This is a genomic window from Streptomyces justiciae (assembly GCF_015163075.1).
Taxonomy (GTDB): Bacteria; Actinomycetota; Actinomycetes; order Streptomycetales; family Streptomycetaceae; genus Streptomyces; species Streptomyces justiciae.
On sequence record NZ_JADDXU010000012.1, the window covers coordinates 24,903 to 49,900 of the forward strand.

20 protein-coding genes are annotated in these 24,998 nt (G+C 73.3%); 10 read left to right on the forward strand and 10 right to left on the reverse strand.

What is annotated here, in order from left to right:
* Positions 1 to 64 precede the first annotated feature (64 nt).
* From IQ210_RS29640 to IQ210_RS29655, 4 genes are all read right to left on the reverse strand, one after another.
* Positions 65 to 4,684 (reverse strand): coiled-coil domain-containing protein, encoded by a 4,620-nt coding sequence (locus IQ210_RS29640; RefSeq protein ID WP_194082249.1) that lies wholly within the window; start codon positions 4,682 to 4,684, stop codon positions 65 to 67.
* Between the two features lie 37 nt (positions 4,685 to 4,721).
* Positions 4,722 to 5,612 (reverse strand): hypothetical protein, encoded by an 891-nt coding sequence (locus IQ210_RS29645; protein WP_194082250.1) that lies wholly within the window; start codon positions 5,610 to 5,612, stop codon positions 4,722 to 4,724.
* Positions 5,613 to 5,643: 31 nt separating this feature from the next.
* Complete coding sequence (locus tag IQ210_RS29650; RefSeq protein WP_194082251.1) at positions 5,644 to 7,170, reverse strand: hypothetical protein; 1,527 nt, start codon at positions 7,168 to 7,170, stop codon at positions 5,644 to 5,646.
* Between the two features lie 114 nt (positions 7,171 to 7,284).
* A complete protein-coding gene (locus IQ210_RS29655) occupies positions 7,285 to 7,980 on the reverse strand; it encodes a GntR family transcriptional regulator (protein WP_194082252.1) in 696 nt (231 codons plus the stop codon).
* Between the two features lie 169 nt (positions 7,981 to 8,149).
* On the opposite strand from IQ210_RS29655, the gene IQ210_RS29660 reads away from it, so the two are divergent.
* The 5 genes from IQ210_RS29660 (at position 8,150) to IQ210_RS29680 (ending at position 12,695) form a co-directional block, all read left to right on the forward strand.
* Positions 8,150 to 9,445, forward strand: coding sequence for an MFS transporter (locus tag IQ210_RS29660; RefSeq protein ID WP_194082253.1), 1,296 nt, complete (start codon positions 8,150 to 8,152; stop codon positions 9,443 to 9,445).
* Positions 9,442 to 10,287: a putative hydro-lyase gene (locus IQ210_RS29665; RefSeq protein WP_194082254.1), complete on the forward strand. Its 846-nt coding sequence runs from the start codon at positions 9,442 to 9,444 to the stop codon at positions 10,285 to 10,287. Before IQ210_RS29660 ends, IQ210_RS29665 begins: the two co-directional genes overlap by 4 nt.
* A 42-nt stretch (positions 10,288 to 10,329) precedes the next feature.
* On the forward strand, positions 10,330 to 11,088 hold the full coding sequence (locus IQ210_RS29670; protein WP_194082255.1) for a LamB/YcsF family protein: 759 nt from the start codon (positions 10,330 to 10,332) through the stop codon (positions 11,086 to 11,088).
* Positions 11,089 to 11,208: 120 nt separating this feature from the next.
* The gene (gene pxpB / locus IQ210_RS29675) at positions 11,209 to 11,829 is read left to right on the forward strand and encodes a 5-oxoprolinase subunit PxpB (protein WP_194082482.1); all 621 of its coding nucleotides are present in this window, start codon (positions 11,209 to 11,211) and stop codon (positions 11,827 to 11,829) included.
* Positions 11,826 to 12,695 (forward strand): 5-oxoprolinase subunit C family protein, encoded by an 870-nt coding sequence (locus IQ210_RS29680; protein ID WP_194082256.1) that lies wholly within the window; start codon positions 11,826 to 11,828, stop codon positions 12,693 to 12,695. The genes pxpB and IQ210_RS29680 overlap by 4 nt, the downstream gene beginning before the upstream one ends.
* A 62-nt stretch (positions 12,696 to 12,757) precedes the next feature.
* Here IQ210_RS29680 and IQ210_RS29685 read toward each other — a convergent pair whose 3' ends face one another.
* From IQ210_RS29685 to IQ210_RS29705, 5 genes are all read right to left on the reverse strand, one after another.
* Positions 12,758 to 13,594 carry an SGNH/GDSL hydrolase family protein gene (locus IQ210_RS29685; RefSeq protein ID WP_194082257.1) on the reverse strand — a complete coding sequence of 279 codons (837 nt, stop codon included), beginning with the start codon at positions 13,592 to 13,594 and terminating at the stop codon, positions 12,758 to 12,760.
* The gene (locus IQ210_RS29690) at positions 13,591 to 14,820 is read right to left on the reverse strand and encodes a glycosyltransferase (RefSeq protein WP_194082258.1); all 1,230 of its coding nucleotides are present in this window, start codon (positions 14,818 to 14,820) and stop codon (positions 13,591 to 13,593) included. Before IQ210_RS29690 ends, IQ210_RS29685 begins: the two co-directional genes overlap by 4 nt.
* Positions 14,817 to 15,944: a glycosyltransferase family 4 protein gene (locus IQ210_RS29695; RefSeq protein WP_194082259.1), complete on the reverse strand. Its 1,128-nt coding sequence runs from the start codon at positions 15,942 to 15,944 to the stop codon at positions 14,817 to 14,819. The genes IQ210_RS29690 and IQ210_RS29695 overlap by 4 nt, the downstream gene beginning before the upstream one ends.
* A 159-nt stretch (positions 15,945 to 16,103) precedes the next feature.
* A complete protein-coding gene (locus IQ210_RS29700) occupies positions 16,104 to 17,525 on the reverse strand; it encodes a HEAT repeat domain-containing protein (protein ID WP_194082260.1) in 1,422 nt (473 codons plus the stop codon).
* Between the two features lie 301 nt (positions 17,526 to 17,826).
* A complete protein-coding gene (locus tag IQ210_RS29705; protein WP_079308792.1) occupies positions 17,827 to 18,219 on the reverse strand; it encodes an ankyrin repeat domain-containing protein in 393 nt (130 codons plus the stop codon).
* A gap of 261 nt (positions 18,220 to 18,480) precedes the next feature.
* Between IQ210_RS29705 and IQ210_RS29710 the strand changes: the two genes are divergently transcribed.
* Together IQ210_RS29710 and IQ210_RS29715 are read left to right on the forward strand one after the other, a co-directional pair.
* On the forward strand, positions 18,481 to 18,675 hold the full coding sequence (locus IQ210_RS29710) for a hypothetical protein (RefSeq protein ID WP_059196315.1): 195 nt from the start codon (positions 18,481 to 18,483) through the stop codon (positions 18,673 to 18,675).
* 67 nt (positions 18,676 to 18,742) lie between these two features.
* On the forward strand, positions 18,743 to 20,305 hold the full coding sequence (locus tag IQ210_RS29715) for an ATP-binding cassette domain-containing protein (protein WP_194082261.1): 1,563 nt from the start codon (positions 18,743 to 18,745) through the stop codon (positions 20,303 to 20,305).
* Positions 20,306 to 20,394: 89 nt separating this feature from the next.
* On the opposite strand, the gene IQ210_RS29720 is transcribed toward IQ210_RS29715, so the two are convergent.
* Positions 20,395 to 21,894: an SCO1417 family PLP biosynthesis transcription factor gene (locus tag IQ210_RS29720; RefSeq protein ID WP_194082262.1), complete on the reverse strand. Its 1,500-nt coding sequence runs from the start codon at positions 21,892 to 21,894 to the stop codon at positions 20,395 to 20,397.
* Between the two features lie 99 nt (positions 21,895 to 21,993).
* Between IQ210_RS29720 and yczE the strand changes: the two genes are divergently transcribed.
* From yczE to IQ210_RS29735, 3 genes are read left to right on the forward strand one after another with little or no spacing between them, the layout of a single operon-like run.
* The gene (gene yczE / locus IQ210_RS29725) at positions 21,994 to 22,647 is read left to right on the forward strand and encodes a membrane protein YczE (RefSeq protein WP_194082263.1); all 654 of its coding nucleotides are present in this window, start codon (positions 21,994 to 21,996) and stop codon (positions 22,645 to 22,647) included.
* Entirely contained in the window at positions 22,644 to 23,411 is a 768-nt protein-coding gene (locus tag IQ210_RS29730; protein ID WP_194082264.1) for a glycerophosphodiester phosphodiesterase, read from the forward strand. Before yczE ends, IQ210_RS29730 begins: the two co-directional genes overlap by 4 nt.
* Positions 23,412 to 23,466: 55 nt before the next feature.
* Positions 23,467 to 24,801: an MFS transporter gene (locus tag IQ210_RS29735; protein ID WP_194082265.1), complete on the forward strand. Its 1,335-nt coding sequence runs from the start codon at positions 23,467 to 23,469 to the stop codon at positions 24,799 to 24,801.
* The last annotated feature ends 197 nt before the right edge of the window (positions 24,802 to 24,998 follow it).

Here is a 24,998-nt window from a genome sequence, read left to right on the forward strand (position 1 = left end):
CCCCGGCTCCCCCGAGCCCCGACTGAGCCCCGCCGGCCCGGTCCAGGCCTCGCCTGACGTGCCGTTACGAAGCGCTCGGCGTCGGCCGCTTGAACATCCGGGTGGCCGTGATCTCGCTGTGCACCGTTTCCTCGGCCTGCGGCTGCTGCGGCAGCCCCGGACGAAGGTGTTCCTCCACGCTGATGTACTTCAGCCCGGCCCTGAGGTCGGCGTCGTTGCGCAGCCGGATGACCAGCGGGAACTCGGCGAGGGCCGTCGTGTCGAACAGGCCTGTGGTGTAGAGGAGTTGGACACCCAGGGCGTCCGAGACGGCGCGCTGGAGCTCCAGCAGATACGTGGCGTTGGCGCGCCCGATGGGGTTGTCGAGGAACAGCGTGCCCGCGTGCCGGTGCTTGTCGCGGCCCCGGTCGTTGGAGCGCAGCGCGGCCATCGTGCAGTACAGGGCGATGGCCGCGGTGAGCAGCTGACCGCCCGAGAACACGTCGCCCATCTGCCCGACCGGCACCCGCTCGGCGCGCAGCACCGCGTCCGGCTTGAGGATCTCCACCGCGACGCCCTTGGGCTGAAGGGCCGCGCCGACGCCCCTCAGCAGCAGGGACATACCGTCGCGTCGCAGGTCGGAGTTCTTCTTCACGGCCGCGCGGGTCGCCTCGTCGATGACCTCGCCGAGCCGCTCGGTGAGCGTCGCCTGGTCCGGCTCCTCGAAGCGGATGCGCAGGAACTCCTGCCCGGACCACTCGCCGAGCCCCTCGGGCAGCCGGGACAGCCGCTGGGCGGACCTCAGGGTCGCCAGCGCCGACTCCACGAGCCCGCGCAGCCGGTCCACGATCGAGTCCCGGTTCCGCTCCAGCTGCGCCAACTCGTCCGTGAGGACCCGGAGTCGGGGAGCGAAGGCGTCGGCCCACTTCTGCGCGTGCTCGGGCAGTGCGGAGGCGGGTAGTTCGCGGATCTGCTGGCGGGCGGGGGTGCGGACCTGTTCGTAGCGGGTGGAGTTGGCGTGCCGGACCAGGACGTCGCTCGCCTCGCGCACGGCGGCCTCGGCGGCGGACAGGTCGGCCGCGCAGCCGCGCAGCGACCGGCGGGCCTCGGCGGCGGACTGCCGGGCCTCCTCGGGGCTGCCGGGGTAGGCCTCGGTGTCCTCCTGCTCGTCCTCCGTGGCGTGCTCGCGCAGCAGGTCGCGGAGCATCGCGGCGATCTCGTCAAAGCCGCCGGCCGCGTCCTCGGCGGCCCGGTGGGACTCCAGCAGCTCGGCGTGCGCCTCCCTGGCCTGGGTCAACGCCTCGGTGCGGGAGGCCAGTTCGGCGGTCGCCGTGCGCAGCAGGGCCTGCGCGTGGTCGGCGTCGCGCGGCTGGAGCTCCTCCGCCAGCTCGGTGTGCGCCTCGCCGTCCTCCGGCGCGTGCCGCTCGGCCTCGCCGCGCAGCCGGCCGAGCTGCTCGCTCGCGGTGGACATCCGCGTCTCCAGGAGCTGCACCAGCTCCTCGGCGCGGGCCGCGGCGGCCTGCCGGGACGGCCCGTCGGAGCCGTCGGGCGACTGGAGCAGCGTCTCAGCGCGGGTGCGGACCTTGTTGCTCAGCCGGTCCAGCTCGGCCAGAGAGGCGCTCTCGTCGCTTTCCGCGCGGGCCTGCTCGGCGCGCAGATCGGCGCCGACGCCGACCTTCTCGTACACCTGGGAGGCGGCGCGATAGGCCTCGCGGAGCGCGGGCAGGGACGCCTTCGGCGTGTCCGTGTCGCTGTCCGGTACGTCGTCGGGGGCGCCGGCGATCTCGGAGCGCTCGGCGCGCAGCGCACGCGCGGTGCGGCGGGCGTCGTCGGCGGCCCGCTGGGCGGCACGTCGGTCCTCGTCGGCGGCGCGGGCCCGCTCCAGGCAGGTCTGGGCGCGGGCTTCCGACTCGGTGGCCTCGTCGGCCAGTTCACGGAGTTTGACCTGCCAGCCGGCCCGCTCGCGCAGCCGGAAGGCGAGCCCGGCGAGGGCGTCGGCGGCCCGCCGTGCCTTCTGCGCGGCCTCCTGGCGCTCGTCGCGCACCTGCGTGGCCTCGGCGGCGGCTTCATCGGCCTCGGCCCGCACGGTCCGCGCCTCGGCGAGCTCGGCCTCGGACTCCTCGGCGAACGCGCGTGCCTCGTGCGCGGCCTGGGCCAGCTCGACGAGCCGGCCGGCCGGGCAGCCGGTGCGCCAGGAGGCGAGCCGTGCCGCCAGCTCCCGGTCCTTGCCGAGTCGGGCCGCGAGGGAGCGGATCTCCTCGTCGCGCTCGGTGGCCCGGGCGCGCAGCGCCTGCCGTTCCTCGTCGGCGGCGTGCTCGTCGTGCATGGCGGGGTTCGGCGGTACGAGGAACACGCCCTCGCTGCCCGCGTCGGAGGTCGGGGTCGGGGCGAGGAGGGCGGCCGCGGTGCCGACGGCGACGGCGGAGCGCGGCAGGAGGGCCGCCTCGCTCAGCGCCTCGCGGGCCCGCGCGTGTGTGTCCGGGTCGGTGATGATCACACCGTCGACCAGCTCGGGCCGGGCGGCCAGCACGCGCGCGTGGTCGGTGGGGTCGACGGCCTGGGCGAGATAGCGCCAGCCGGGCAGCGCCGGGATGCCGTGCTCGCCGAGGAACTCCACGGTCGCGAGGACGTCCGGGCCGGGCGGCAGCAGCCCGCCGTCGCCGAGCGCGCCGAGGATGCGGGAGTCGTCGGCGGCGGCGGTGCGCAGTTCGAAGAGCTGGCGTTCGGCGGAGGAGACGGCGTCGTCGAGCAGCTCGCGCAGTTCGTCGGCGAAGCGGTCGAGGTCCTCGGGGGTGAAACCGGCCTGGTCACCGTCGTCACCGTCCTGCCGGGGCTGCGGGACGACGGAGCGGGCCGCACCGCCCGTCAGGCCCAGCAGTTCCGCCAGCCGCGGCTCGGCCGCCAGGGCCTCGGCGAGGCGTCGCTCGGCGTCGTAGGACCGCTCGGCCGCGGCGGCGGCGTCCGACGCGCGGGCCGCCGTCAGCTCGGCGCGCGACTCCGCGGCACCCGCCTCGCGCGCGTGCTCAGTGGCCCGGCGCGCCGCCTCCCGCGCGGTGTCCCAGGCGGCGACCGCGGTCTTCTCGGCGTCACTGGCGGCGAGGGCCGCGCGCGCGGGGTCCGCGTCGGGGGCGCTGTCGTCGAGCCAGCCGGCCCGGACGGCCTCGGCGGTCTCCTGCTCGACCTCGGTGAGGCGCTGCCGCAGATGCCCGATCTCGCTTCGGGCGCGCTGCGCCTCGGTGGCGGCGGCGGTGGAGTCCCGGTACGCGGACTCGCCGACCTCCTGAAGCGCGGCGGAGCGCTCCTCCTCCTCGTTGGCGAGGGTCTCGGCGCTCTCCGCGGCCGCGTGCAGGGCCCGTACGAGGTCCACGGCGGCCTTGGCGCGGGCGGCCAGCGCGGGGGCCGCGTCCCGCTCGGCCTCCTGGATCGCGGCGGACACGCGCGCGACCCGGTCGGCGGCGGCGCGGTGGCGCAGCACGGCCTCGGCGGCCTGCCAGGCCGAGTGCAGCGTGCGGGCGTCGGCGAGCTCGCGCTTCTGCGCGGCGGCGGACTTCTCGGCCCCGGCGAGCGCCAAGGAGGCGTGCCGGTAGGCGAGTTCGGCGGCGATGAGTGCGCTGCGCTCGCGCGCTCCCTCGGCGTGTGTGACGGCGTAGGCCGCCGCGGTGACCCGCTGGGCGAGGTCGGCGGCGCGCACCCGCTCCTGGGCGCCGCGCGCGGAGAGCCGACGGGCCAGCGTGCGCGTACGGCGCTCGGCCCCGGCGTGGATGTCACGCGCGCGTGCCCGGGCCTCGGCCGCCTCGACGATCCGCCCGAGCAGATCCACCGACCCGGCCGTGAAGTCCCGTTCCGCGATCAGTTCGGCGCGTCGGCCCAGCTTGTTGCCGAAGCCGCTAACCAGGTCGGCGAGGCCGTCGGTGTCCCGGGTGTCGGTCACGGCCCGCAGCAGCAGGTCGGTGAAGTCGGAGTCCTTCTTGACCGCGAAGAGTCCTGCGGCCTCACCCTCGTCGGCGTTCATCTCCCGCTGGTAGCGGAAGAGTTCGGGGTCGAGGCCGAGGTCGCCGAGGTGCTCGATCCAGCGGTCGTGGATCTCCTCCCAGTGCACCTCCAGGTGCGGATACGCCTTGCCCGCCTCGGTGATGGCGTCCCGGAAGCCCTTCATGGTGCGCCGGCGGCCCTGCGCACCGGACGCGCCCTCGACGGGCGGGCGTACGGCCGTGGACTCGGCGACGGGCAGGTTGTCCAGGGAGAGCCCCGGGCCGGGCCGGAAGGAGTACCAGGCCTCGGCGAACTTCCGCGGGTCGTTGGACACTTGCCGCCCGCGCCATTCGCTGACCTTGCCGACGACCACGCACTCGCCGGTGAGCGTGTGCTGCCACTCCAGCGCCACATGCCCGCAGTCGTCGGCGAGCAGGAACTTGCGCAGCACGCCGGAGCTGGCACCGCCGAGGGTGTTGCGATGGCCCGGCAGCATCACCGAGAAGATCAGCTTGAGCAGTACGGACTTGCCTCCGCCGTTCTCCAGGAAGAGCACACCGGCGGGTGCGGGGCGGCGCGGCGGGCCGGCCGGCTCCTCCTCGAAGAACTCCGCCTGGGTGGGCGCGGGGTCGGGTACTTCCGCGCCCACACCCCGCAGGTCAAGCACGGTGTCGGCGTAGCGCGCACCGGCGGGACCGATGGAGTAGAGGCGGACCCGGGACAGCTCGTACATGGCGGACTCTCGTAAGTCTTCGGCAGGTGGGGGGAGCTCAGGACGAGGAAGACGCGTGGAACGGCAGTCCGGCGTCGGCCGCCAGCTCCAGGTCCTCGGTGTTCTCGGCGGGCAGCAGCGTCGGCGTGCCGTCGGTCACGGGGACGACGCCCAGCTCCAGCAGCTCGGCCATGGCGGCGCTGCCGGCCATGTCCCGTACCTGGAGCTGGTAGCGGGCCGTCGTGCGGTACGTACCGCCGTTGTCGTCGCCGGTGCGCTGGAGGAAGCCGGAGTCGGTGAGGAAGGCGACGGCCTTGCCGATGATGCCGGTGGTGGATCCGGCGAGGCGGCGCGCGTCCTTGGTGGCGCCGGTGGCGCTGCGTCTCGCCCAGATCCGCCAGGCGGCCTCCAGGCCGGGCGCCTCGGTGGCGGGGTCGGTGTTCTCGCCGACCTCCTCGGCGCGCTCCTCCAGGCGTCGGCACGCCTGCCGGACGAAGGCATCGACGCCGTTGACGCTGACGCGTCCGATGTAACCGTCGTCGGCGAGGTCCTCGGGCCGCGGGAACGCCAGGGCGGCGACGGCGAGATGGGCCAGGCCGTGCAGGAACCGGTCGCTGCCGTCGGCGGAGGTCCGGCGCGCGTAGTCGCCCATGCGCACGGCGAACACGGAGTCCTCTGCGGCGGTGACCGCCATCCCCGCGCGTGGGGACACCTCCAGGACGACGAGCCCCAGTCCGGCGGCCACGGCGTCGGCGAGCCGCGCGAACGCCCCGTCCTCCCGGTAGCGCCGCAGCAGTTCGGTGTACTCCTGGTCGCGCGCGGGCTGCAGTTTGGGCTGGAGCCCGAAGGCGACGAGCCGCGCCGCGTCGGCGGCGTCGGCGGGGGTGACGGCGGCGGGGACCGGCGCGGGTCCGGCTTCCGGCTCACTCCACTCGACGTGCTCGGTCACGGTCGGTCTCCTCGATCCACTGTTCGTCGGCTCATGCTGCTTCTGTCCTGTCCGCCGCCATCCCCGCCGCGTCCAGCAGGGCCGTGCCGACGATGAGATCGGCCCCGCCGAACTCGGGATCGTCCAGCTCGGTCCCGTCGTCCACGGCGAACAGCAGCTTCTCCTCGCCCTGCCGGTAGGCGGTGCCCACCGCCGGACTGGCCGCGTGCACGGCCAACAGGGCCACGAGATACGGCAGATCAGGGTCCTGACGGCGCGCCTCGGCCAGCAGCCCGGACAGCCGCCGGGGCGCGTCGGCCGGCAGGTCCAGCAGCTCCATGGCCGCAGCCAGCTGCTCCTCGCTGAACCGGCTGTCGTCCGGCGTGGCGATGAGGTCCGGCTCCGGCATCTCCGCGCCGAGGTGCTCGCGCTCCACCGGCGGCGTCAGCAGTATGTCGACGAGGTCGCCCACCCGCACCGACACCGGTGTGCGCAGGCCGGTCCCGCGCGCGAAGAACGCGTCGGTGACCTTGACCGCCTGCTCCAGGGGCAGCGGCAGCAGCGGCGAGAACAGATGCCCGTACAGGTCTGTCCCCGACGTCGTCAGCGGCGTCGCGAAGGCCTGCCGGTCCTGCTCCGCGCGGAACAGCGGCCCCGCCTCCAGCAGGCGGGACTGGAGCTGGGTGTGGCGTCGGATGCAGTCCTTGACGATGTCGACCAGCTCGGCGGCCCGCCGCTTCTGCTCCGGGTCCTCGGACTCGTCGCGCGCCTTGCGGATGTTGGTGAGGATCGCGTTCTCGTGGCGGTAGCGGTCGGCGACATGGTCGAGCGCCTCGGTGATCATGTCCGGGACGGCGTTCAGCCAGTCCACCGCGCGGACGTTGCGTCGCGTGGCGTCCAGGGCCCGGCGCAGCGTCTCCGAGTACTGCACGGTCCGGTACCGGGCCTGCTCGGCGGCCAGCTGGGCGTCGGCGAGCCGACCCCGGCTGATCAGCACTTCCAGCTTGACCTCGGCGGCGATCTGGGCGCTGGTGACGTCGGTGTCGAGGGCGCCGACGAGGACGTTGACCGCCTCGTCCGTCGTACGGAGGTACACCGAGCCGCCGGGGCCGGGCACCTCCTCGATCAGCTTGAAGTCGTAGTCGCGGCGCACATAGGTGCCGTCCGGCGCGAACGTGCCGTACACGGCCCGGAAGCCGCGGTCGACGCTGCCGACGTTGATCAGGTTCTCCAGGACCCAGCGCGCCACCCGCTCGTGTTCGGCGACGGGCCGCTGGGGGGCCTGCGCGGCGATGCGCGGGATGAGGCGGGCGACGATCTGGTCGTGGTCGGCGCCCGTGTCGAAGTCCATGTTCAGGGTGACCAGGTCGATGGCGGCGAGGGCGACCTCCGCCATGCCGTACACCGAGTACTCACCGGCGAGGTTCGCCTTGCGTGCGTCCAGGTCGTGCAACGGAGCGGTGCACGCGAGCGCGCGCAGCCGCCGCGCCAGTCCCTCGTCGGCGGCCGGGCCCGGAGCGGGACGGGACGCTGCGCTGAGCTGGGGCGGAACGCTGTCCGTCGTTGCAGGCGAAGTCACGGTGCACAGACTAGGTCCTCGGTCTGACAACGACTAAAACGACGCAGAACAGACCCCGGGTCGGAGACAAGGCCAGGACGCCGGCCGTCGTCATCCACCGGCATGATCAGGACGCTAGCCGTCCTCGCCCACGCGCCGCCGGTACACCTCGACCACCCGCTCCAGCGAATCCTCCAGATACACCGCGAGGAGCTTCTCGGCCTCACCCCTGTCCCCGGCCTCCAGCGCCCGCAGAATCTGCTGGTTGCGGGCGAGGTACGGCTCGTGCAGCCGTCGCGGGTCGTCCACGACGTGGAACGCGAGCCGCAGCTCGGCGAAGACGCTGCGCATGAGTTCGTCGGTGCGCTCGCTGCCCGCCAGCGCGACCAGCTCCCGGTGGAAGTGGATGTTGGCCGTACCCAACCCTTTCCAGTCACCTTCGCGCACCGCCCGCAGGCCCTCCTCGACGGCCTCCGCGGGCCCGTCGAGTGCGTACGGCGGCTCACCCAGCCCCCGCACCACCGCGCACTCCACGAGTCGCCGGGTGCGGTAGATGTCCTCGACGTCCTCCACCGTCAGGACCCGCACGAACACCCCCCGGTTCAACTCATGGACGAGCAGGCGTTCATGGGTGAGCAGCCGGAACGACTCGCGCAGGGTGTTGCGGGAGACCCCGAGGGCGCCGCCGATGCTGTCCTCCGAGAGCCGGGTGCCGGGCGGGAAATAGCCCTCGGCGATGCGGCTCCTGAGGATGTCCGAGACGCGCTCCGCCGTACTGGTACGGCCCAGGAGGGCGCGGTCGTCGGCCAGTCCGCTCAGCTGCTCTGCCATGCCCGGAATTCAACCGCAGACACGAGAACGAAACAACAGGGGTATTGAAGGATCGTTCAACGATCCTCTACCTTGCTACGACGCCACACCGCACGACCGCACCCCACCCCACCGCACCGCATCGCACGGCTCAGATCCGCACCCTCCGTCCTCCCACTGCGAGGTGCACATGAGCACGACTCCCCCCTCCCAGGCCCTGACCGCTCACCCCACACAGACCGAACGCCCCGCCGACGACGGGGCGTTGGGATGGTTCCGCGCCCTCGGTCCGCGCGGCCGGCGCGCCTTCGCCGGCGCGTTCGGCGGCTATGCCCTCGACTCCTACGACTACTTCACGCTCCCTCTGAGCATGGTCGCGCTGGCCGCGTACTTCGGCCTGGACAGCGGCCAGACCGGCCTCTTCACCACTGTCACGCTGCTCGCCTCCGGGGTCGGCGGCGCCCTCGCGGGCGTGCTGGCCGACCGGGCCGGACGGGTCAGGGCCCTGATGATCACGGTGATCACGTACGCGGTCTTCACCGTGGCCTGCGGCTTCGCCCCCAACTTCGAGTCGCTGCTGGTCTTCCGCGCGCTCCAGGGGCTCGGCTTCGGCGGCGAGTGGGCGGTCGGCGCGATCCTGGTCGCCGAGTACGCGAGCGCCAAGCACCGGGGCCGCACCCTCGGCGCCATCCAGAGCTCGTGGGCGGTGGGCTGGGCGCTGGCCGCAGTCGTCTACACGCTGGTGTTCTCGTTCCTCGACGACGACCTGGCCTGGCGCGTGATGTTCTGGACGGGCGCGCTGCCCGCGCTGCTCGTCGTCTGGCTGCGGCGCCGCGTCCAGGACGCGCCCGAGGCGATCGCGGTACGCGAGAAGAGCGGCGGGAAGACCCCGTTCACGGCGATCTTCAAGCCGGGGCTGCTGCGTACGACGATCTTCGCGGGGCTGCTGTCGACCGGCGTCCAGGGCGGCTACTACACGCTCGCCACCTGGGTGCCGACGTATCTGAAGAGCGACCGCGGACTGTCGGTCGTCGGCACGGGCGGCTATCTGACCTTCCTGATCTCCGGTGCCTTCCTCGGCTATCTGACCGGCGGCTATCTCACCGACCGGCTGGGCCGGCGCCGCAACATCTGGCTCTTCGCCCTGCTGTCGGCGATCTGCATCCTGGCGTACGCCAACATCCCGGACGGCGCCAACACCCTGCTCCTCGTGCTCGGCTTCCCCCTCGGGTTCTGCATGTCGGCCATCTTCAGCGGCTTCGGCTCCTTCCTGGCCGAGCTGTACCCGACGGCGGTGCGCGGCACGGGACAGGGCTTCACGTACAACGCCGGGCGTGCCGTGGGCGCCGTCTTCCCCACCACGGTCGGCTTCCTGGCCGACAGCTGGGGTGTGGGCGGCGCGCTGGTCTTCGGCGCCCTCGGTTACGCGCTCGCCGCGCTGGCCCTGCTCGGGCTGCCGGAGACCCGTGGGAAGGAACTCGCGTGAACCGTACGGAAGACCGTCCCGTGGCCCTGTCGAACGACCGCCCCCTCACCCTCGTCGACGAGCACGCGCGCGCGTGGAGCCCGCAAGAGGCCCGCACCCGCTTCCGGGCCGGCCTGACGGGCCCCACCGCCGGGGTCGCCGCGGGCCACACCCAGGTCAACCTGATCTCGGTGCCCGCGGACTGGGCGTACGACATGCTGCTGTTCTGCCAGCGCAACCCCAAGCCGTGCCCGGTGCTCGACGTCACCGACGCCGGTTCCCCCACGACGGTGCTGGCGCCCGGCGCCGACCTGCGGACCGACCTGCCGCGCTACCGGGTGTGGCAGGACGGCGAGCTCGTGGACGAGCCGACCGACGTGCGCGCGTACTGGCGCGAGGACCTGGTGTCGTTCCTGATCGGGTGCAGCTTCACCTTCGAGTGGGCGCTGTCCGAGGCGGGCGTCCCGATCCGGCACCTGGAGCAGGGACGCAACGTTCCGATGTACGAGACCAGTTGGCAGTGCCGCCCGGCCGGGCGGATCCACGGCCCGATGGTGGTGTCGATGCGGCCGGTGCCGCCGCAGCACCTGTCGGCGGCGATCCGGGAGAGCAGTCTGCTGCCCGCGGTGCACGGCGGCCCGGTGCACTGCGGCGACCCGTCGACTCTCGGCATCGAGGATCTCGGCCGCCCCGACTTCGGCGACCCGGTGGACCTGCACCCGGACGACATCCCGGTGTTCTGGGGCTGCGGGGTGACCCCGCAGGCCGCGGTGATGGCCTCTCGTCCACCGTTCGCCCTCACCCACGCACCGGGCCAGATGTTCCTCACCGACGCCCGCGACCAGCAGTACCGCGTGACCTGAGCAGGGCCCACGCACTCGCCCGGAAGGAGATTCGGAAGTTCCATGACCTCGATCGATCTCAACGCCGACCTCGGCGAAGGCTTCGGCCGCTGGCGGCTGACCGACGACGAAGAGCTGCTGTCCGTCGTCACCAGCGCCAACGTGGCCTGCGGCTTCCACGCCGGGGACGCGGCCACCATGCGGCGGGTGTGCGAGCAGGCGGCCGAGCGCGGCGTACGGATCGGGGCGCAGGTCTCGTACCGCGACCTGGCCGGGTTCGGGCGGCGTGCGATGGACGTGCCGCCCGCCGAGCTGGCGGCCGAGGTGGCGTACCAGATCGGCGCCCTGGAGGTCTTCGCGCGTGCGGCCGGCACGCGCGTGTCGTACGTCAAACCGCACGGCGCGCTCTACAACCGCGTCGTGCACGACGAGGAGCAGGCCGGCGCGGTCGTCGACGGTGTCCTCCTCGCGGACGCCTCCCTGCCCGTGCTCGGCCTGCCCGGCTCGCGTCTGCTGGAACTGGCGGGCAAGTCGGGCCTGCCGACCGTCGCGGAGGCGTTCGCGGACCGCGCGTACACCGCGGAGGGCACACTGGTGCCGCGCGGCGAGGAGGGCGCGGTGGTGACCGACCCGGAGGCGGTGGTGGACCGCTCGGTGGGCCTGGCCCGCGACGGCGCGGTCACCTCGCGCTCCGGCGCCCGCATCGAGGTCCGGGCTCGCTCGCTGTGCCTCCACGGGGACACGCCGGGCGCCGTGGAACTGGCCCGCCGGGTGCGGGCGCGGCTGACGGAGTCGGGCGTGCGCGTGGAGGCCTTCGCATGAGCGTGAGGGCACTGCCCGTCGGCACGGAATCGGGCGTACGCGTGGAGGCCGTCGCATGAACATGAGGGCACTGCCCGCCGGCACGGAATCGGACGTACGCGTGGAGGCCGTCGCATGAGCGTGAGGGCGCTGCCCGTCGGCGACGCGGCGCTGCTCGTGGAGGTTTCGTCGGGCGAGGAGGCGCAGGCGCTGCACGCGGAGTTGCTGCGCCGCCGTGCGGAGGGCTCCCTGTCCGTCCGCGAGATCGTCCCCGCGGCCCGCACGGTCCTCCTCGACGGCCTCACCGACCCGGCCCGTCTGGCCGCCGAACTGACCGCCGCCGACGTGCCGCCCGCTCCCCCACGCGCGCGTGCCGTCGTCGAACTCCCTGTGCGCTACGACGGCCCGGACCTGGCCGACGTGGCCGCGCACTGGGGCGTCGCGCCGCACGAGGTGGCCCGCATCCACGCGGCCACCGAGTTCAGCGTCGCCTTCTGCGGCTTCGCACCCGGCTTCGGCTACCTCACCGGCCTGCCGGAGCGGTACGACGTCCCACGCCGAGCCACTCCGCGTACGGCCGTCCCCGCCGGTGCGGTGGCGCTGGCGGGGCCCTACACGGGCGTGTACCCCCGCTCCTCGCCCGGCGGTTGGCAACTGATCGGCACCACGGAGGCCGTCCTGTGGGACCACGCGCGCGTACCGGCCGCGCTGCTCTCGCCGGGCACGCGCGTGAAGTTCGTGCCGACAGAGGTGGTCGCATGACGGACCGCGCGCTCTCGGTCGTCCGCGCCGGCGCGCTGACCACCGTGCAGGACCTGGGCCGCCCCGGCCACGCCCACCTCGGCGTACCCCGCGCAGGAGCCCTGGACGGCCCCGCGGCAGCGCTCGTCAACCGGCTGGTCGGCAATCCACCGGAGGCAGCCGTCCTGGAGACCACGCTCAACGGCTGTTCCCTACGGCCGCGTTCAGCGGTCACCGTGGCCGTCGGCGGCGCTCCCTGCCCGGTCAGGGTGGACGGACGCCCGGTCGCGTGGGGTGGGCCGGTGCGCGTGCCCGCCGGGGCGCTCTTGAACGTCGGAACTGCCCGTCACGGCGTACGCAGCTACGTGGGCGTCTCCGGCGGCATCGCCGTCGAGCCGGTGCTCGGCAGCCGCTCCACGGACCTCCTCTCCGGCCTGGGCCCGGCCCCGCTCACGGACGGCGCGGTCCTGCCCCTGGGGAGCCCGACGCACCTCCACGCGCGCGTGGACGTCGCCCCGCAGCCGGCACCTCCGACCGAACTCGTCCTCCGGGTGATGCTCGGCCCGCGCGACGACTGGTTCACGCCGGAGGCGGTACGGGCTTTCACCTCCCGCACCTACCGGGTGTCCCTGGCCAGCAACCGCATCGGCCTGCGCACGGAAGGTCCCGCGCTGGACCGTGCCCGGCGGGGTGAACTCCCCAGCGAGGGCATGGTCCTGGGCGCGGTCCAGGTCCCGCCGGACGGCCGGCCGGTGGTGTTCCTGGCGGACCATCCGACGACGGGCGGTTACCCCGTGATCGCGGTGGTGCGTACAGAAGACCTCTCGGCGGCGGCCCAGGCGGTACCAGGAACGCCGGTTCGCTTCCTGGGCGTGCGCAGGCACTGACCAGCTCCGGAGGCGCGTGGGGAGCTGCCCGACCAGCCCCCACGCGCCTGCGGCCAGAACCGCTACGCCGCCTCCGGCAAGGACAGCGCAGACAAAGCAGCCGAAACCGCAGCTGTCGCCCCCAGATCCAGCCGCGCACTCGTCCCCCGAGCCCGATGCCGCATCTCATCCGCCGCGAGCCGGAGCAACTGCGGCAACAGATCCGTACACCGCCGGGCCACCCACCCCGTCCCCGCCGTGGCCAGCCACCACAGACTCGCCGACGTGGTGGGTTGCGGAGACTCGGGCTCGGGGGAAGGCGCCGCCCCCGTCGCAAGCCCGGCCTCCGCCAGCACCGCGTGGAACCGTACGGCCAGCTGCCGGTGCCCCCGCTCACCCGGGTGGAGCCGATCCGCGCTCCACATCGCGCGGTCGGTGATCCAGGCCCCCTCGGCGGCATGGAGGTGCACCGCCCCGTACCGCTCCGAGAGCGCGTGGACCACGGAGTTGACCGCCCGCTGCCGCCGGGCCAGCGGGCTCGCCAGCGCCCCCGGCAGCCCCAGCATCGCGCCGGGATCGGGCAGACAGGCCGTGAGCAGCAGCGCACCCTGCTCGGTGAACGCCGCGTACACCGCGTCGAGCCGGGCGGCCACGGCGTGGATGTCGAAGGTGCAGCGGAGGGTGTCGTTGACTCCGACGACGACGGACACGACGTCCGGGCGCAGGGCCAGCCCGGCGGGCAGCTGCCGTTCCAGCACGTCCCGGGTCTGTGCCCCGCTGACCGCGAGGTTGGTGAACTCCACGGCCGGGCCGAGCCCGTCGGCGAGCAGCGCGGCCCAGCCCCGCCAGCCGTCGCCGACGGGGTCGCCCACCCCCTCGGTCAGCGAGTCACCGAGGGCGACGAACCGGAGGGGTCTCATCGCAGGCCTCCGCCGCTCTGAACGCCACCCGGCACGCCACCCGGAACCCCGCCCTGAACCTCACGCACCCGCACCGTCGCATCGTGCGCGGCAAGAAACGCCTCCACAGCCGCCCCCCACCCGAAGCACTCCGCACGCGCGCGTGCGGCCCCTCGGCGCTCGTCGACGGGACGGTCGAGCAGCATCTCCACGGCGTCCGCGAAGGCGGCCCCGTGATCCGCCGCGACCGCTCCCGCCACCCCGATCACCTCGGGCAGCGCGGAGGAGGCGCTCACGACGACGGGCGTGCCGCAGGCCATCGCCTCCAGCGCGGCGAGCCCGAACGTCTCGGCGGGCCCGGGGGCCAGGCACACGTCGGCGGACGCCTGGAGGGCGCCGAGCAACCCGCGGTCGGTGACGTGCCCGAGGAAGACGGCCGGCAACCCGCGCTCCCGCGCCCGCTGTTCGAGCCGCGACCGCAAGGGCCCGTCCCCGGCCACCACCAGCACCGCCCGCCTCCCCCGCCGTACGAGCGCCTCCAGGGCGTCCAGCGCGGTGCCGGGTCGTTTCTCCACCGACAGCCGGGTGCACGTCACCAGCAGCGTCTCGTCCACGCGCGCGTAGACGCCACGCAGCCGCGCGTCACGCAGCGCCGGGTGCCGTTCGGACAGGTCGACGCCGAGGGGCGCCCGTACGACGTTGCGCGCGCCGATCCGGACGAACTCCCGCTCGGCGAACTCGGTGGTGCACACCACGCGCGCGTAGGTGTGTGCGGTACGGACGTTCAGCGCGTCCGCGGCACGCCTGGCCGCGCCCTCGGGGACGCCCCAGGTGCGCAGGACGCCGTCGGCGGTCTCGTGGGAGACCATCACGGCCGGCACCCGCGCGCGTCGCGCCCACCTGCCGGTCCACCTCAGGGTCGTACGGTCGGAGACCTCCAGGCGGTCGGGGGCCAGCGCCTCCAGGAGCCGGGCCACCCGCCGCCGGTCGGCGAGCACGCGGTAGCCGCCGGTGCCCGGCAGCAGCGGCCCCGGCAGGGTGATCACCCGCCCCTGCTCGGTCTCGACGTCACTGACCCGCTCACCCGGCACGACGAGCACGGGCTCGTGCCCGGCCACCTTGTAGCCCTTGCCGAGCTCACGCAGCGCGGTCCGCAGACCGCCTGAAGCAGGCGCGACGAAGTTCGCGAGCCGGACGATCCGCAACGGACGGACGCCGCCCCCGGCTTCGGTCCACGAACCGCTCATGCCGCCACCGCCATCCGCCGACCGGCCAGCACACCCGCGTAGTGCCCGAGCAGCTGATCGCCTACGGCCGCCCAGGTGCGGCCCTCGACGGTCGCCCGTCCCGCGGCTCCGTACGCGGCCCGCAGTCCGGGATCGGCGGCCAGGGCCCACACGGCGTCCCGTACGGCGGCCGCGTCGCGCGGCGGGACCAGCAGGCCGGTGCGGCCGTGGGCGACGAGGTCGAGCGGGCCGCCCGCGGCCGGTGCGACCACGGGGACCCCGCTGGCCATGGCCTCCTGGACGGTCTGGCAGAAGGTCTCGAAGGGCCCGGTGTGCGCGAAGACGTCCAGGGAGGCGAAGATCCGGGCCAGTTCGTCGCCGGTGCGGCGGCCCAGGAAGACCGCGCCCGGCAGGGCTTCCGTCAGGGTCGGCAGGCTCGGCCCGTCGCCCACGACGACCACGCGGACGCCGTCGAGGCCGCACACGCCCGCCAGCAGCTCGACCTGCTTCTCGGGGGCGAGCCGGCCGACGTAGCCGACGATCAGCTCGCCGTTCGGGGCGAGTTCGCGGCGCAGTGCCTCGTCGCGCAGCCCGGGGTGGAAGCGGGCGGTGTCCACGCCGCGCGGCCACAGCCGCACCCGGGGGACGCCGTGGGACTCCAGGTCGTGCAGGGCGGCGCTGGACGGGGCGAGGGTGAGGTCGGCGGCGGCGTGGACGGAGCGGATGCGGCGCCACGCGGCCGCCTCGCCGGCGTGGACGTAGGTGCGGGCGTATCCGGCGAGGTCGGTCTGGTAGACGGCGACGGCGGGGAGGCCGAGCCGGGTGGCGGCCGCCATGCCGCGGACGCCGAGGACGAAGGGGCTGGCCAGGTGGACGAGGTCCGCGCGGTGCTCGGCGATGGCCGCGGCGACGCGCCGACTGGGGAGGGCGACCCGGACCTGGGGGTAGCCCGGCAGGGGGAGGGAAGGGACACGGACGACGGGGCACGGCGCCAAGACGTCGGGCCCGGTACCGGCCGCGGTGGCCGGCGCGACGACGAGCGGGGAATGACCGCGATCCACGAGGTGCCGGGCGGTCTGGAGCGCGCAGTGGGCCACGCCGTTCACGTCGGGGGGAAAGGATTCGGTCACGATGACGACACGCATACCGGTGTTGTCGCCGCACCGGACGTGAACGCGTCAACGTGGATCTTTCCGGACGGGGAACGTCCCGTGAGCGTTCCGTCGCACACCCGCGCAGGTCAGGCTCTGTCCATACGCGCCTGACCCGCGGGTCGTCCCGAGTTCACCCTGAGGGCGTGCCTGTCACATGGCGGCGGTGTCCGGAGGGCCGATCCGGCTGCGTACGGCGGTCTGGACCTCGGCCTCCTCGGCCGGGTCGGCGGCGAGCCGGCGGAGTTGCTCGACGACGCGGGCGTCGGCGGTCTCGGCGTGCCGGGCGGCGATCTCGCGGGTGGTCTCCTCGCAGTCCCAGAGGCACTCGACGGCGAAGCCGGTGGCGAAGGAGGGGTCGGTGGCGGCGAGGGCCCGGGCGGCCCGGCCGCGCAGATGGGACGAGGCCGTCTCGCGGTAGACATGGCGCAGTACGGGGGCGGCGCAGGCGATACCGAGGCGTCCGGTGCCGTCGACGAGGGTCCACAGGGTCGGTGCGTCCGGCCCCTCGCCCCGTACGGCCTCGCGCAGGGCGGCGAGGACGAGGTCCTTGTCCTCGGCTCCGCCGCGGCAGGCGAGCATGCGTCCGGCGGCGGCACCCAGCGGATCGGGCCGGTGGGCCCAGCTGCGGGCACGGTCCACGGCGGCGATGCTGCGCATCCGTTCGAAGGCGTCGACGGCGGCCTCGACGACCGGTGCCGAGCCGGTGACCACGGCGGCCTCGATCAGATCGAGGGCGTCGGGATCATTGCCGTCGGCGAGGTAGCGCAGTGCGGTGCAGCGGGCTCCCTCGGTGCCGTCCTTGGCGGCGGCGACGATCTCGGGCCGGTCCTCGGGTCCGGCGACCGCCATGAGGCAGCGGGCGGCGGGGACATGGAGCGCGGCGCCGCGTTCGACGCCCTGCTCGGCCCATTCGAAGACCGCCTGCACGCTCCACCCCGGACGGGGCCCGGTAGGTCGCATCTGCCGCTGCCAGCGGTCGAAGCAGCCGGCCTCCTGAGCGGCACGCACGCGCGTGGCGATCGCTTCGCGCGGATCCTCGGCCCACAGCCGCCAGGGCCGGGGTTCGAAGGCGTCGCGCACGGTGGCGGCCAGCTCGGCCTCGCCCTCGGGGTCGGTGCCGAAACGGGCCAGTACGGGGGCGGCGAGGGCGCGCAGCCCGGCGTCGTCGTCCCTGAGGGCCAGCTCGTCCAGGGCCCAGGCCCAGTTGGAGCCCGTGGCGGCGTACCTGCGCAGCAGTTCGAGCGCGTCCCGCCTGCCGTAGGAGGCGAGGTGCCCGAGGACCGCCAGGGCGAGGCCGGTCCGTGACTCCTCGTCGTCGAAGTGGTCCTCGACGTCGAAGAGGTGGGCCTCGATGCGGTCCAGCTCGCCGCCCAGGTCGAGGTAGAGACGGGCGTAGTAAAGGGAGCGGTTCTCCACCTGCCAGTCGTGGCGGGGGTCCCGCAGCACACAGTGGTTCAGGGCCGCGAGCGCTTCGGCGCGCGGGGCGGTGAGCGCGTGCAGTGTGCCGTCGCCGCGACCCCTCTGGAGCAGGCCGAGCAGCGTACCGCTGGGCGCTATGACCGGTTCGAACATGGGAAACAGCCTCACATCAAGCGTCGACGCAACCGGGGTTCTTGCTTCACCTGGCCGCGTGACAACACGTCGGGGCGCCCGCCGTTTCCTGCTTGCTGTAGACCATTTTCCTCTGCCTCTCGTCGGTGGCCCATGCGGACCGCATCACGGCCCGCGCGGTGCGGCAACACCTGCCCAGCCATCGCGTCCGTGAATCACGACGTCATGATGACTCGGCACTTCCATCTGCCGCGACCGAAATTTCGGCGGCCCTGTACCGCCTCCCCCGTTTTCCGTGTTTTCGCTGGTCAGAGCGTTCGGATCAGTGTGCGCCGAACAATTCGAGGAGTTCGGCCTTGCCGAACATCCGGGCGGTGTCGACGGCCGACGGGGTTCCCGCGGCCGGATCGGCGCCACCTTCCAGAAGTGCCTTGATCACTTCCGTCTCGCCCTTGAAGACCGCCCCGGCGAGCGGGGTCTGGCCTCGGTCGTTGACCTCGTCGGCCGCGGCCCCGCGCGCGAGCAGCGCGCGCACCGCCTCGGCGTGGCCGTGATAGGCCGCGAGCATGACGAGGGAGTCACCGCGGTCGTTGGTGAGGTTGGCCGGAACGCCTGCGTCGACGTACGACACGAGCGCCTCGGTCTGCCCCCTGCGGGCCAGATCGAAGATCTTGGTCGCCAGCTCCACGACCTCGGGGTCGGGGGCTTCACTCATCGGCCGGACCGCCTCTCCATACAACCGTTCAGGTGAATCGCCAGGGTACTGGCTCGCGCGGCACATGACCCGATGTGCCGGAGGTAAAGATCACCACTGACCCGGTCGGACGCAAGTCCCCTGCTCATCCGGCCCAAGCCGCCCCCGTCAAGCGGGTGAAACATCCCGGAATTCACCCGGTTGCACCTTTTATCGTATGGATACATCCTGTGAGCCTGGAAGTACTCATGGTGACTGTCCCCCCGAACCAGGAGACCTCAAATGATCCTGTCCATCTCAGGCGTGGTCCTGCTCGGCATCATCGTCTTCCTCTTCTTCCGCAAGGACGGACTCAAGGCGTCGCACGCCTTTGTCGCCGCCCTCTTCGGCTTCTATCTCGCGAGCACCGCCATCGCTCCGAGCATCAGAGCCGGCGGGGAGAGCCTGGCGAGCCTGCTCGGCGGCATCAAGTTCTGACGCCGCTTCTTTCGACGCCCCTTCCCCAGGCGTCCCTCCCTTCCGTACGCACCTTCAGGAGACTGCAGTGGCCCGGCGCCCCCTCCCCCGCATCCTGAGCACAGGCAGCGCGCAGATCGCCCGGAGCCGGGAGCTGGCCCGGACGGCGGCCGACAGCGCCACCGACGTCCTCCATCCGTTGATCACGATCACCCGCGGACTGCGCCGGCTGGCCTCGGCCGGGCGGCGCAAGTGGGCCGACACCCCCAAGGACAAGCGCGGGCCGCTGCTTTTCCTGGTGGCGTCGGTGGTCCTGGTCGTGGCCCTCGTGCCGTACGGTCCGCTGCTCGCCGTCATCATCCTGATGGCGGCGGCAGCATGGCAGGGCCGGGACCGCACCCCGCCCGCGCCGGAAGGCCCGGACGAGTCGCAGACCCAGCGGCTGAAGTCCCTCTACGAAGCCCTGGTGCCGTACTTCTCCACGGCCGAGGACCCTGCCCCGCTCTACGCCCACGGCGGCGAGTGGGAGAAGGCCTTCCCCGAGTACGAGTTCGACGAGACGAGCCGCATCACCCAGCTCGTGATCCGCTACCCCGCCTACTTCACGGACGGCGAGGCCGACGCACGCGCGCGGATCGAGCAGTTGCTGCACGCCAAGTCGGGCCGCGGCCGCGAGTACCGCTTCGCGTGGGACGAGGAGGGCAACCAGCTCTCCGTCACCGTCCTGCCGCCGCTGCCCACCGACATCGCCGCCCAGCGATTCGTCACGGCTCCCGGCGAGACGGTCCTCGGCTTCACCGACCCCACCGAGGTCCAGCGCACGCTCCCCCTCACCCACGGCGAGGAGCAGCGCGACGTACCCCCCGTGGTCTGGCGCACCGGCGTCCGCTCCACGGAGCCCCATCTGCTGGTCATGGGCCAGCCGGGCAGCGGCACCTCGACCCTGCTGCGTTCCATCGCCCTCCAGGCGCTGCCCTACGGCGACGTCGTCATCGTCGAGGGCGGCGGCACCGGCGAGTACGCGTGCCTGACCGGCCGGGACGGCGTCCTGGCCGTCGAGTGCGGGCTCACCGGCGCCCTGGCCAGCCTCGAGTGGGCCGCCACCGAGACGGAGCGGCGCCTGATCGCCATGAACCGGGCCCGCCAGGCGGGCCACCCGCCGCCGGACGACACCCGGCGCCCCCTGTGGCTCCTCCTGGACCGCCCCACCGCGTTCACGCACCTGGCCACGGCCGACGGCCACCGGGACCCGCAGTCCCTCCTCCAGGTCCCGCTGCGGCACGGCCGGGCGGCGGGCGTCACGGTGGTCGTGGCCGACCAGTTCGACAACGCGGACGCGCTGAGTGACGCGGTACGACAGCACACACGCGCGCGTGTCGTCCTCGGCCCGGCGACGCCGGGGCAGTTGGAGGCGGTGCTGGGCGCTCCGCCGCACACCACGCCGGTCGCCGACGTCCCGCCGGGCCGGGGTTATGCCCGCCTGGGCACGGGGCCGGTCCATCGACTCCAGGTCCCGTCGACCCCGGACCCGTACGACGACGAGACGAGCGACGCGGACCGGCAGGCGGTGCTTGCGTTGTTGCCGCCCAGGACGACGCCGGTGGACGCGGAGCAGATCCCGACAGAAGCGGTACCGGCCGAGGCCCCGTAGCAGCCGCCGCTGCGGGCAGTCGTGCCGCTGGGGCGGCACGGGTGGGCGCAGCGGCACCCCGCCAACGCGGGCGAGTGACACCCCCCACGTCACGCCACAAACGTACGCGGCGCCTCTCCTCCCCCCGTCCCCCCGCTCTCCACGATCCGCGCCGCCGCCGCCAGCCGCGTCGCCGCCTCGTCCGCCACCGCGCCGCCCACCGTGAACGGCAGGCGCACGTACCCCTCGAAGGCCCCGTCGACCCCGAAGCGCGGCCCGGACGGTACTCGTACCCCGACCCGCTCCCCCGCCTCGGCCAGCCGCGACCCGGACAGGCCGCCCGCCCTCACCCACAGCGTCAGCCCGCCGCGCGGCACCTCGAACTCCCACGACGGCAGCTCCCGGCGCACCGCCGCCACCAAGGCGTCCCGGTTCTCCCGACCCTGCACCCGTCGGACGTCCACGGCCTGCTCCCAACCGCCTGTGCTGAACAGCCAGTTCACGGCCAGTTGCTCCAGCACCGGCGTGCCCAGGTCGGCGTAGGCCCGCGCGGCGACGAGGCTGCGGATGACGTCCGGCGCCGCCCGCACCCACCCGATCCGCATCCCGGCCCAGAACGCCTTGCTGGCCGAGCCGACGGTGATCACGGTGGACCCGGCGGGGTCGAAGCCGCACACGGGCCGCGGCATCTCGACGTCCTCGTCCAGCCACAGCTCCGTCATCGTCTCGTCGGCCACCAGCACGGTCCCGGCGGAGCGCGCCGCGTCCACGAGTTGCCGCCGCTGGTCGTCGTCGGCGAGCGCGCCGGTCGGGTTGTGGAAGTCGGCGACGATGTAGGCGATCCGGGGCGCCGCGTCCCGCAGCACCTGCCGCCAGCGGTCCATGTCCCAGCCGGTCAGCCCGTCGGCCATCGCGACCGGCACCAGCCGCGCGCCCGCCTCCCGCATCAGCTGGAGGATGTTGGCGTACGACGGCGACTCGACGGCGATGCGCTCGCCCCGACCCCCGAAGAGATGGCAGATGGCGTCGATGGCGCCCATCGCACCGGTCGTCACCATGATCTGCTCGGGCATGGTCGGGATGCCCCGCGCGGTGTACCTCTCGGCGATCATCGAGCGCAGTGCGGGCAGCCCGGCGGGATAGTCGCCGTGCGTGTGGGCGTACGGCGGCAGCTCCTCCAGGGCGCCCTGGACCGCGCGGGTCAGCCACGGCTCGGGGGCGGGCAGGGCCGCGCAGCCGAGGTCGATCATCGAGCCGAGCGCCTCGGGCGGCAGGGGTTCAAGACCCCGTGCGGGGAGCGGGTTCCCGGCCGGTACCGCCGTCCAACTCCCGGCTCCGCGCCGGGACTCCAGGAATCCCTCGGTGCGCAGTGCCTCGTAGGCTGCCGCCACCGTCGTACGGCTGACGGACAGGGCCAGGGCCAGTTCGCGTTCGGCGGGCAGCCGGGCGGCCACCGGGACGCGGCCTTCGAGGACCAGCAGCCGGATGCCGTCGGCGAGTGCGCGGTAGGCGGGCGGGCGGCGGGTGCCGGGGCCGGCCGGACGGTCCTGCTGGGAGTTGAGCAGCCGGGCGAGCTGCGCCGGCCCCACCGCCGAGGTCCACTGCGCCATGGAAATCAGTCCACCTTCCCCGAATTGGCCATGGATGATGCTTCCACCCAAGCCCCAGGGTGTCATGGACCAGGCCACCACGACCACAGGGGGCACCACTTGTCCACCCAGCGCCGACTCGGGCGTCGGCTGATCCAGCTGTACGTAGGCCTCGTCCTCTATGGAGCGAGCTCGGCGCTGCTCGTCGAGGCAGGTCTGGGGCTGGAGCCCTGGAACGTGCTGCACCAGGGCCTCGCCGAGCTGACCGGCCTGACGATCGGTGTCGTGTCGATCATCGTGGGCGCGGCGGTGCTGCTGCTGTGGATCCCGCTGCGCCAGCGGCCCGGCCTCGGCACCGTCTCCAATGTCTTCGTGATCGGCATCGCGATGGACGGCACGCTCGCGGCGGTGCCGGAGGTGCACGCCCTGGCCGTGCGGATCCCCCTGCTCGTCGCCGGCATCGTCCTCAACGGCGCGGCCACCGGCCTCTACATCGCGGCCCGCTTCGGCCCCGGCCCCCGGGACGGCCTGATGACCGGTCTGCACCGGCGCACGGGGCGCTCGATCCGGCTGATGCGGACGGCCGTGGAGATCGCGGTCGTCGCGACCGGCTTCCTGCTCGGCGGCACGATCGGCGTCGGGACCGTGCTGTACGCGGTCTCGATCGGCCCGCTGGCTCAGGTGTTCCTGCGGTTGTTCGATGTTCCTTCGGCATCGGACCGCAGCACGGTCGTTGCCGGCGGGCAACCCCGGAGGGCGATACTGCGTCGGTGAGCACCCGGATACGTCACCCCTATCTCGACCACCCTGGCCCGATCCCCTTCGCCCACCGGGGCGGCGCGGCGGACGGTCTGGAGAACACCCTGGCGCAGTTCCGGCGGGCGGTGGAGACGGGCTACCGCTATCTGGAGACCGACGTCCACGCCACGGCGGACGGGAAGCTCGTCGCCTTTCACGACTCGACCCTGGACCGGGTGACGGACGGGGCGGGCCGGATCGCGGACCTGCCCTGGGCGGAGGTGAGCCACGCGCGCGTGGCGGGCGAGGAGCCGGTGCCGCTGTTCGAGGAGCTCCTGGAGACGTTCCCCGAAGCGCGCTGGAACGTCGACCTCAAGGCCGAGTCGGCGCTGCACCCCTTCCTCGACCTGGTCGAGCGCACCAACACCTGGGACCGCATCTGCGTCGGCTCGTTCTCCGAGGCGCGGGTCGTGCGCGCCCAGCGGCTGGCGGGCCCGCGCCTGGCCACGTCGTACGGCACCCGAGGCGTCCTCAATCTGCGGCTGCGCTCGTGGGGCGTGCCCGCCGCGCTGCGCCGGTCCGCGGTCGCCGCCCAGGTGCCGGAGGCCCAGTCGGGCATCCAGGTCGTCGACCACCGCTTCGTCCACGCCGCCCACGCGCGCGGGCTGCACGTGCACGTGTGGACCATCAACGACGCCGATCGCATGCACCGTCTTCTGGACCTGGGAGTCGATGGCATCATGACCGATCACATCGACACGTTGCGCAAGGTCATGGAGGACCGCGGCGTCTGGGTCTGACCGACCTTCCTCGCCCCTGGACCGCCACCCGCGCGCGGGACCAGCGAGGGGCGGGATGGGCGCGGACACCCTGGTGGCGGAGGCCGCCGACCGGCGGCGTGAGCAGCGCGGCTGGTACTTCTACGACTGGGCGTGCTCCGTCTACTCGACGAGCGTGCTCACCGTGTTCCTAGGCCCTTATCTGCCGTCGGTCGCCGAGGACGCCGCCGACGCGGACGGTTATGTCCATCCCCTGGGCATCCCGGTACGCGCGGGGTCCTTCTTCGCCTATTCGGTGTCCCTGTCGGTGATCGTGGCCGTGCTGGTGATGCCTCTGGTGGGCGCGGCGGCCGACCGCACGGGCCGCAAGAAGCCGCTCCTGGCGGCCGCCGCCTACACGGGGGCCGCGGCCACGGCGGCGATGTTCTTCCTCGGCGGCGACCGCTATCTCCTCGGCGGCCTCCTGCTGATCGTCGCGAACGCGGCGTCGGCCGTCGGGACGATGCTCTACAACTCCTACCTCCCGCAGATCGCCCCGCCCGAGGAGCGCGACGCGGTCTCCTCCCGCGGCTGGGCCTTCGGCTACGCGGCGGGCTCCCTCGTGCTGGTCGTGAACCTGGTCCTCTACACCGCCCACGACTCCTTCGGCCTGTCCGAGGGCATGGCCGTCCGGATCTGTCTGGCCTCGGCGGGTCTGTGGTGGGGCGCTTTCACGCTCGTACCGCTACGACGGCTGCGCGACCGCCGGGCACCGGCGAAGGAGACGACGGCCCCGGGCTTCCGGCAGCTGGCGGCCACCGTCCGCGACATGCGCCGCCACCCGCTGACGCTCGCCTTCCTGCTGGCGTACCTCGTCTACAACGACGGCATCCAGACGGTGATCTCCCAGGCGTCGGTCTACGGCTCCGAGGAGCTGGACCTCGGCCAGTCGACGCTCATCGGGGCGGTGCTGCTGGTCCAGGTGCTCGCGGTCGCGGGCGCGCTCGGCATGGGCCGACTGGCCCGCACGTACGGCGCCAAGCGGACGGTCCTCGGCTCGCTGGTGGCGTGGACGGTGACCCTGGCGGCCGGGTACTTCCTGCCCGCCGGCGCGCCGGTGTGGTTCTTCGTGCTGGCCGCCGGGATCGGTCTCGTCCTCGGCGGCAGCCAGGCCCTGTCCCGCTCCCTGTTCTCGCATCTCGTACCGCCCGGCAAGGAGGCCGAATACTTCTCGGCGTACGAGATGAGCGACCGGGGCATGAGCTGGCTGGGCCCCCTGCTGTTCGGGATCACCTACCAGCTGACCGGAAGTTATCGGGACGCGATCATCTCCCTGGTCGCCTTCTTCGCGCTCGGGTTCGTGCTGCTCGCGCGGGTCCCGGTGCGGGAGGCGATCCGCGACGCGGGCAATCCCGTTCCGGAGAAGATTTAGCGTTCGACGCGAAAGGGCGGTAGTGTACGCGTTTGACCTGCCTGGCGTACCGTTACTGCGCGTCAAAGATGCCGAAACGCTGGGTGACATCTGCTAGCAGATGTGACAAACCGGGCGCCGGTGGGTACAACAAGGGGCGGCTACGACGGCGACGCATGACCCGGAACGGGAATCTTTACCGCCGACCGGACGTTGAC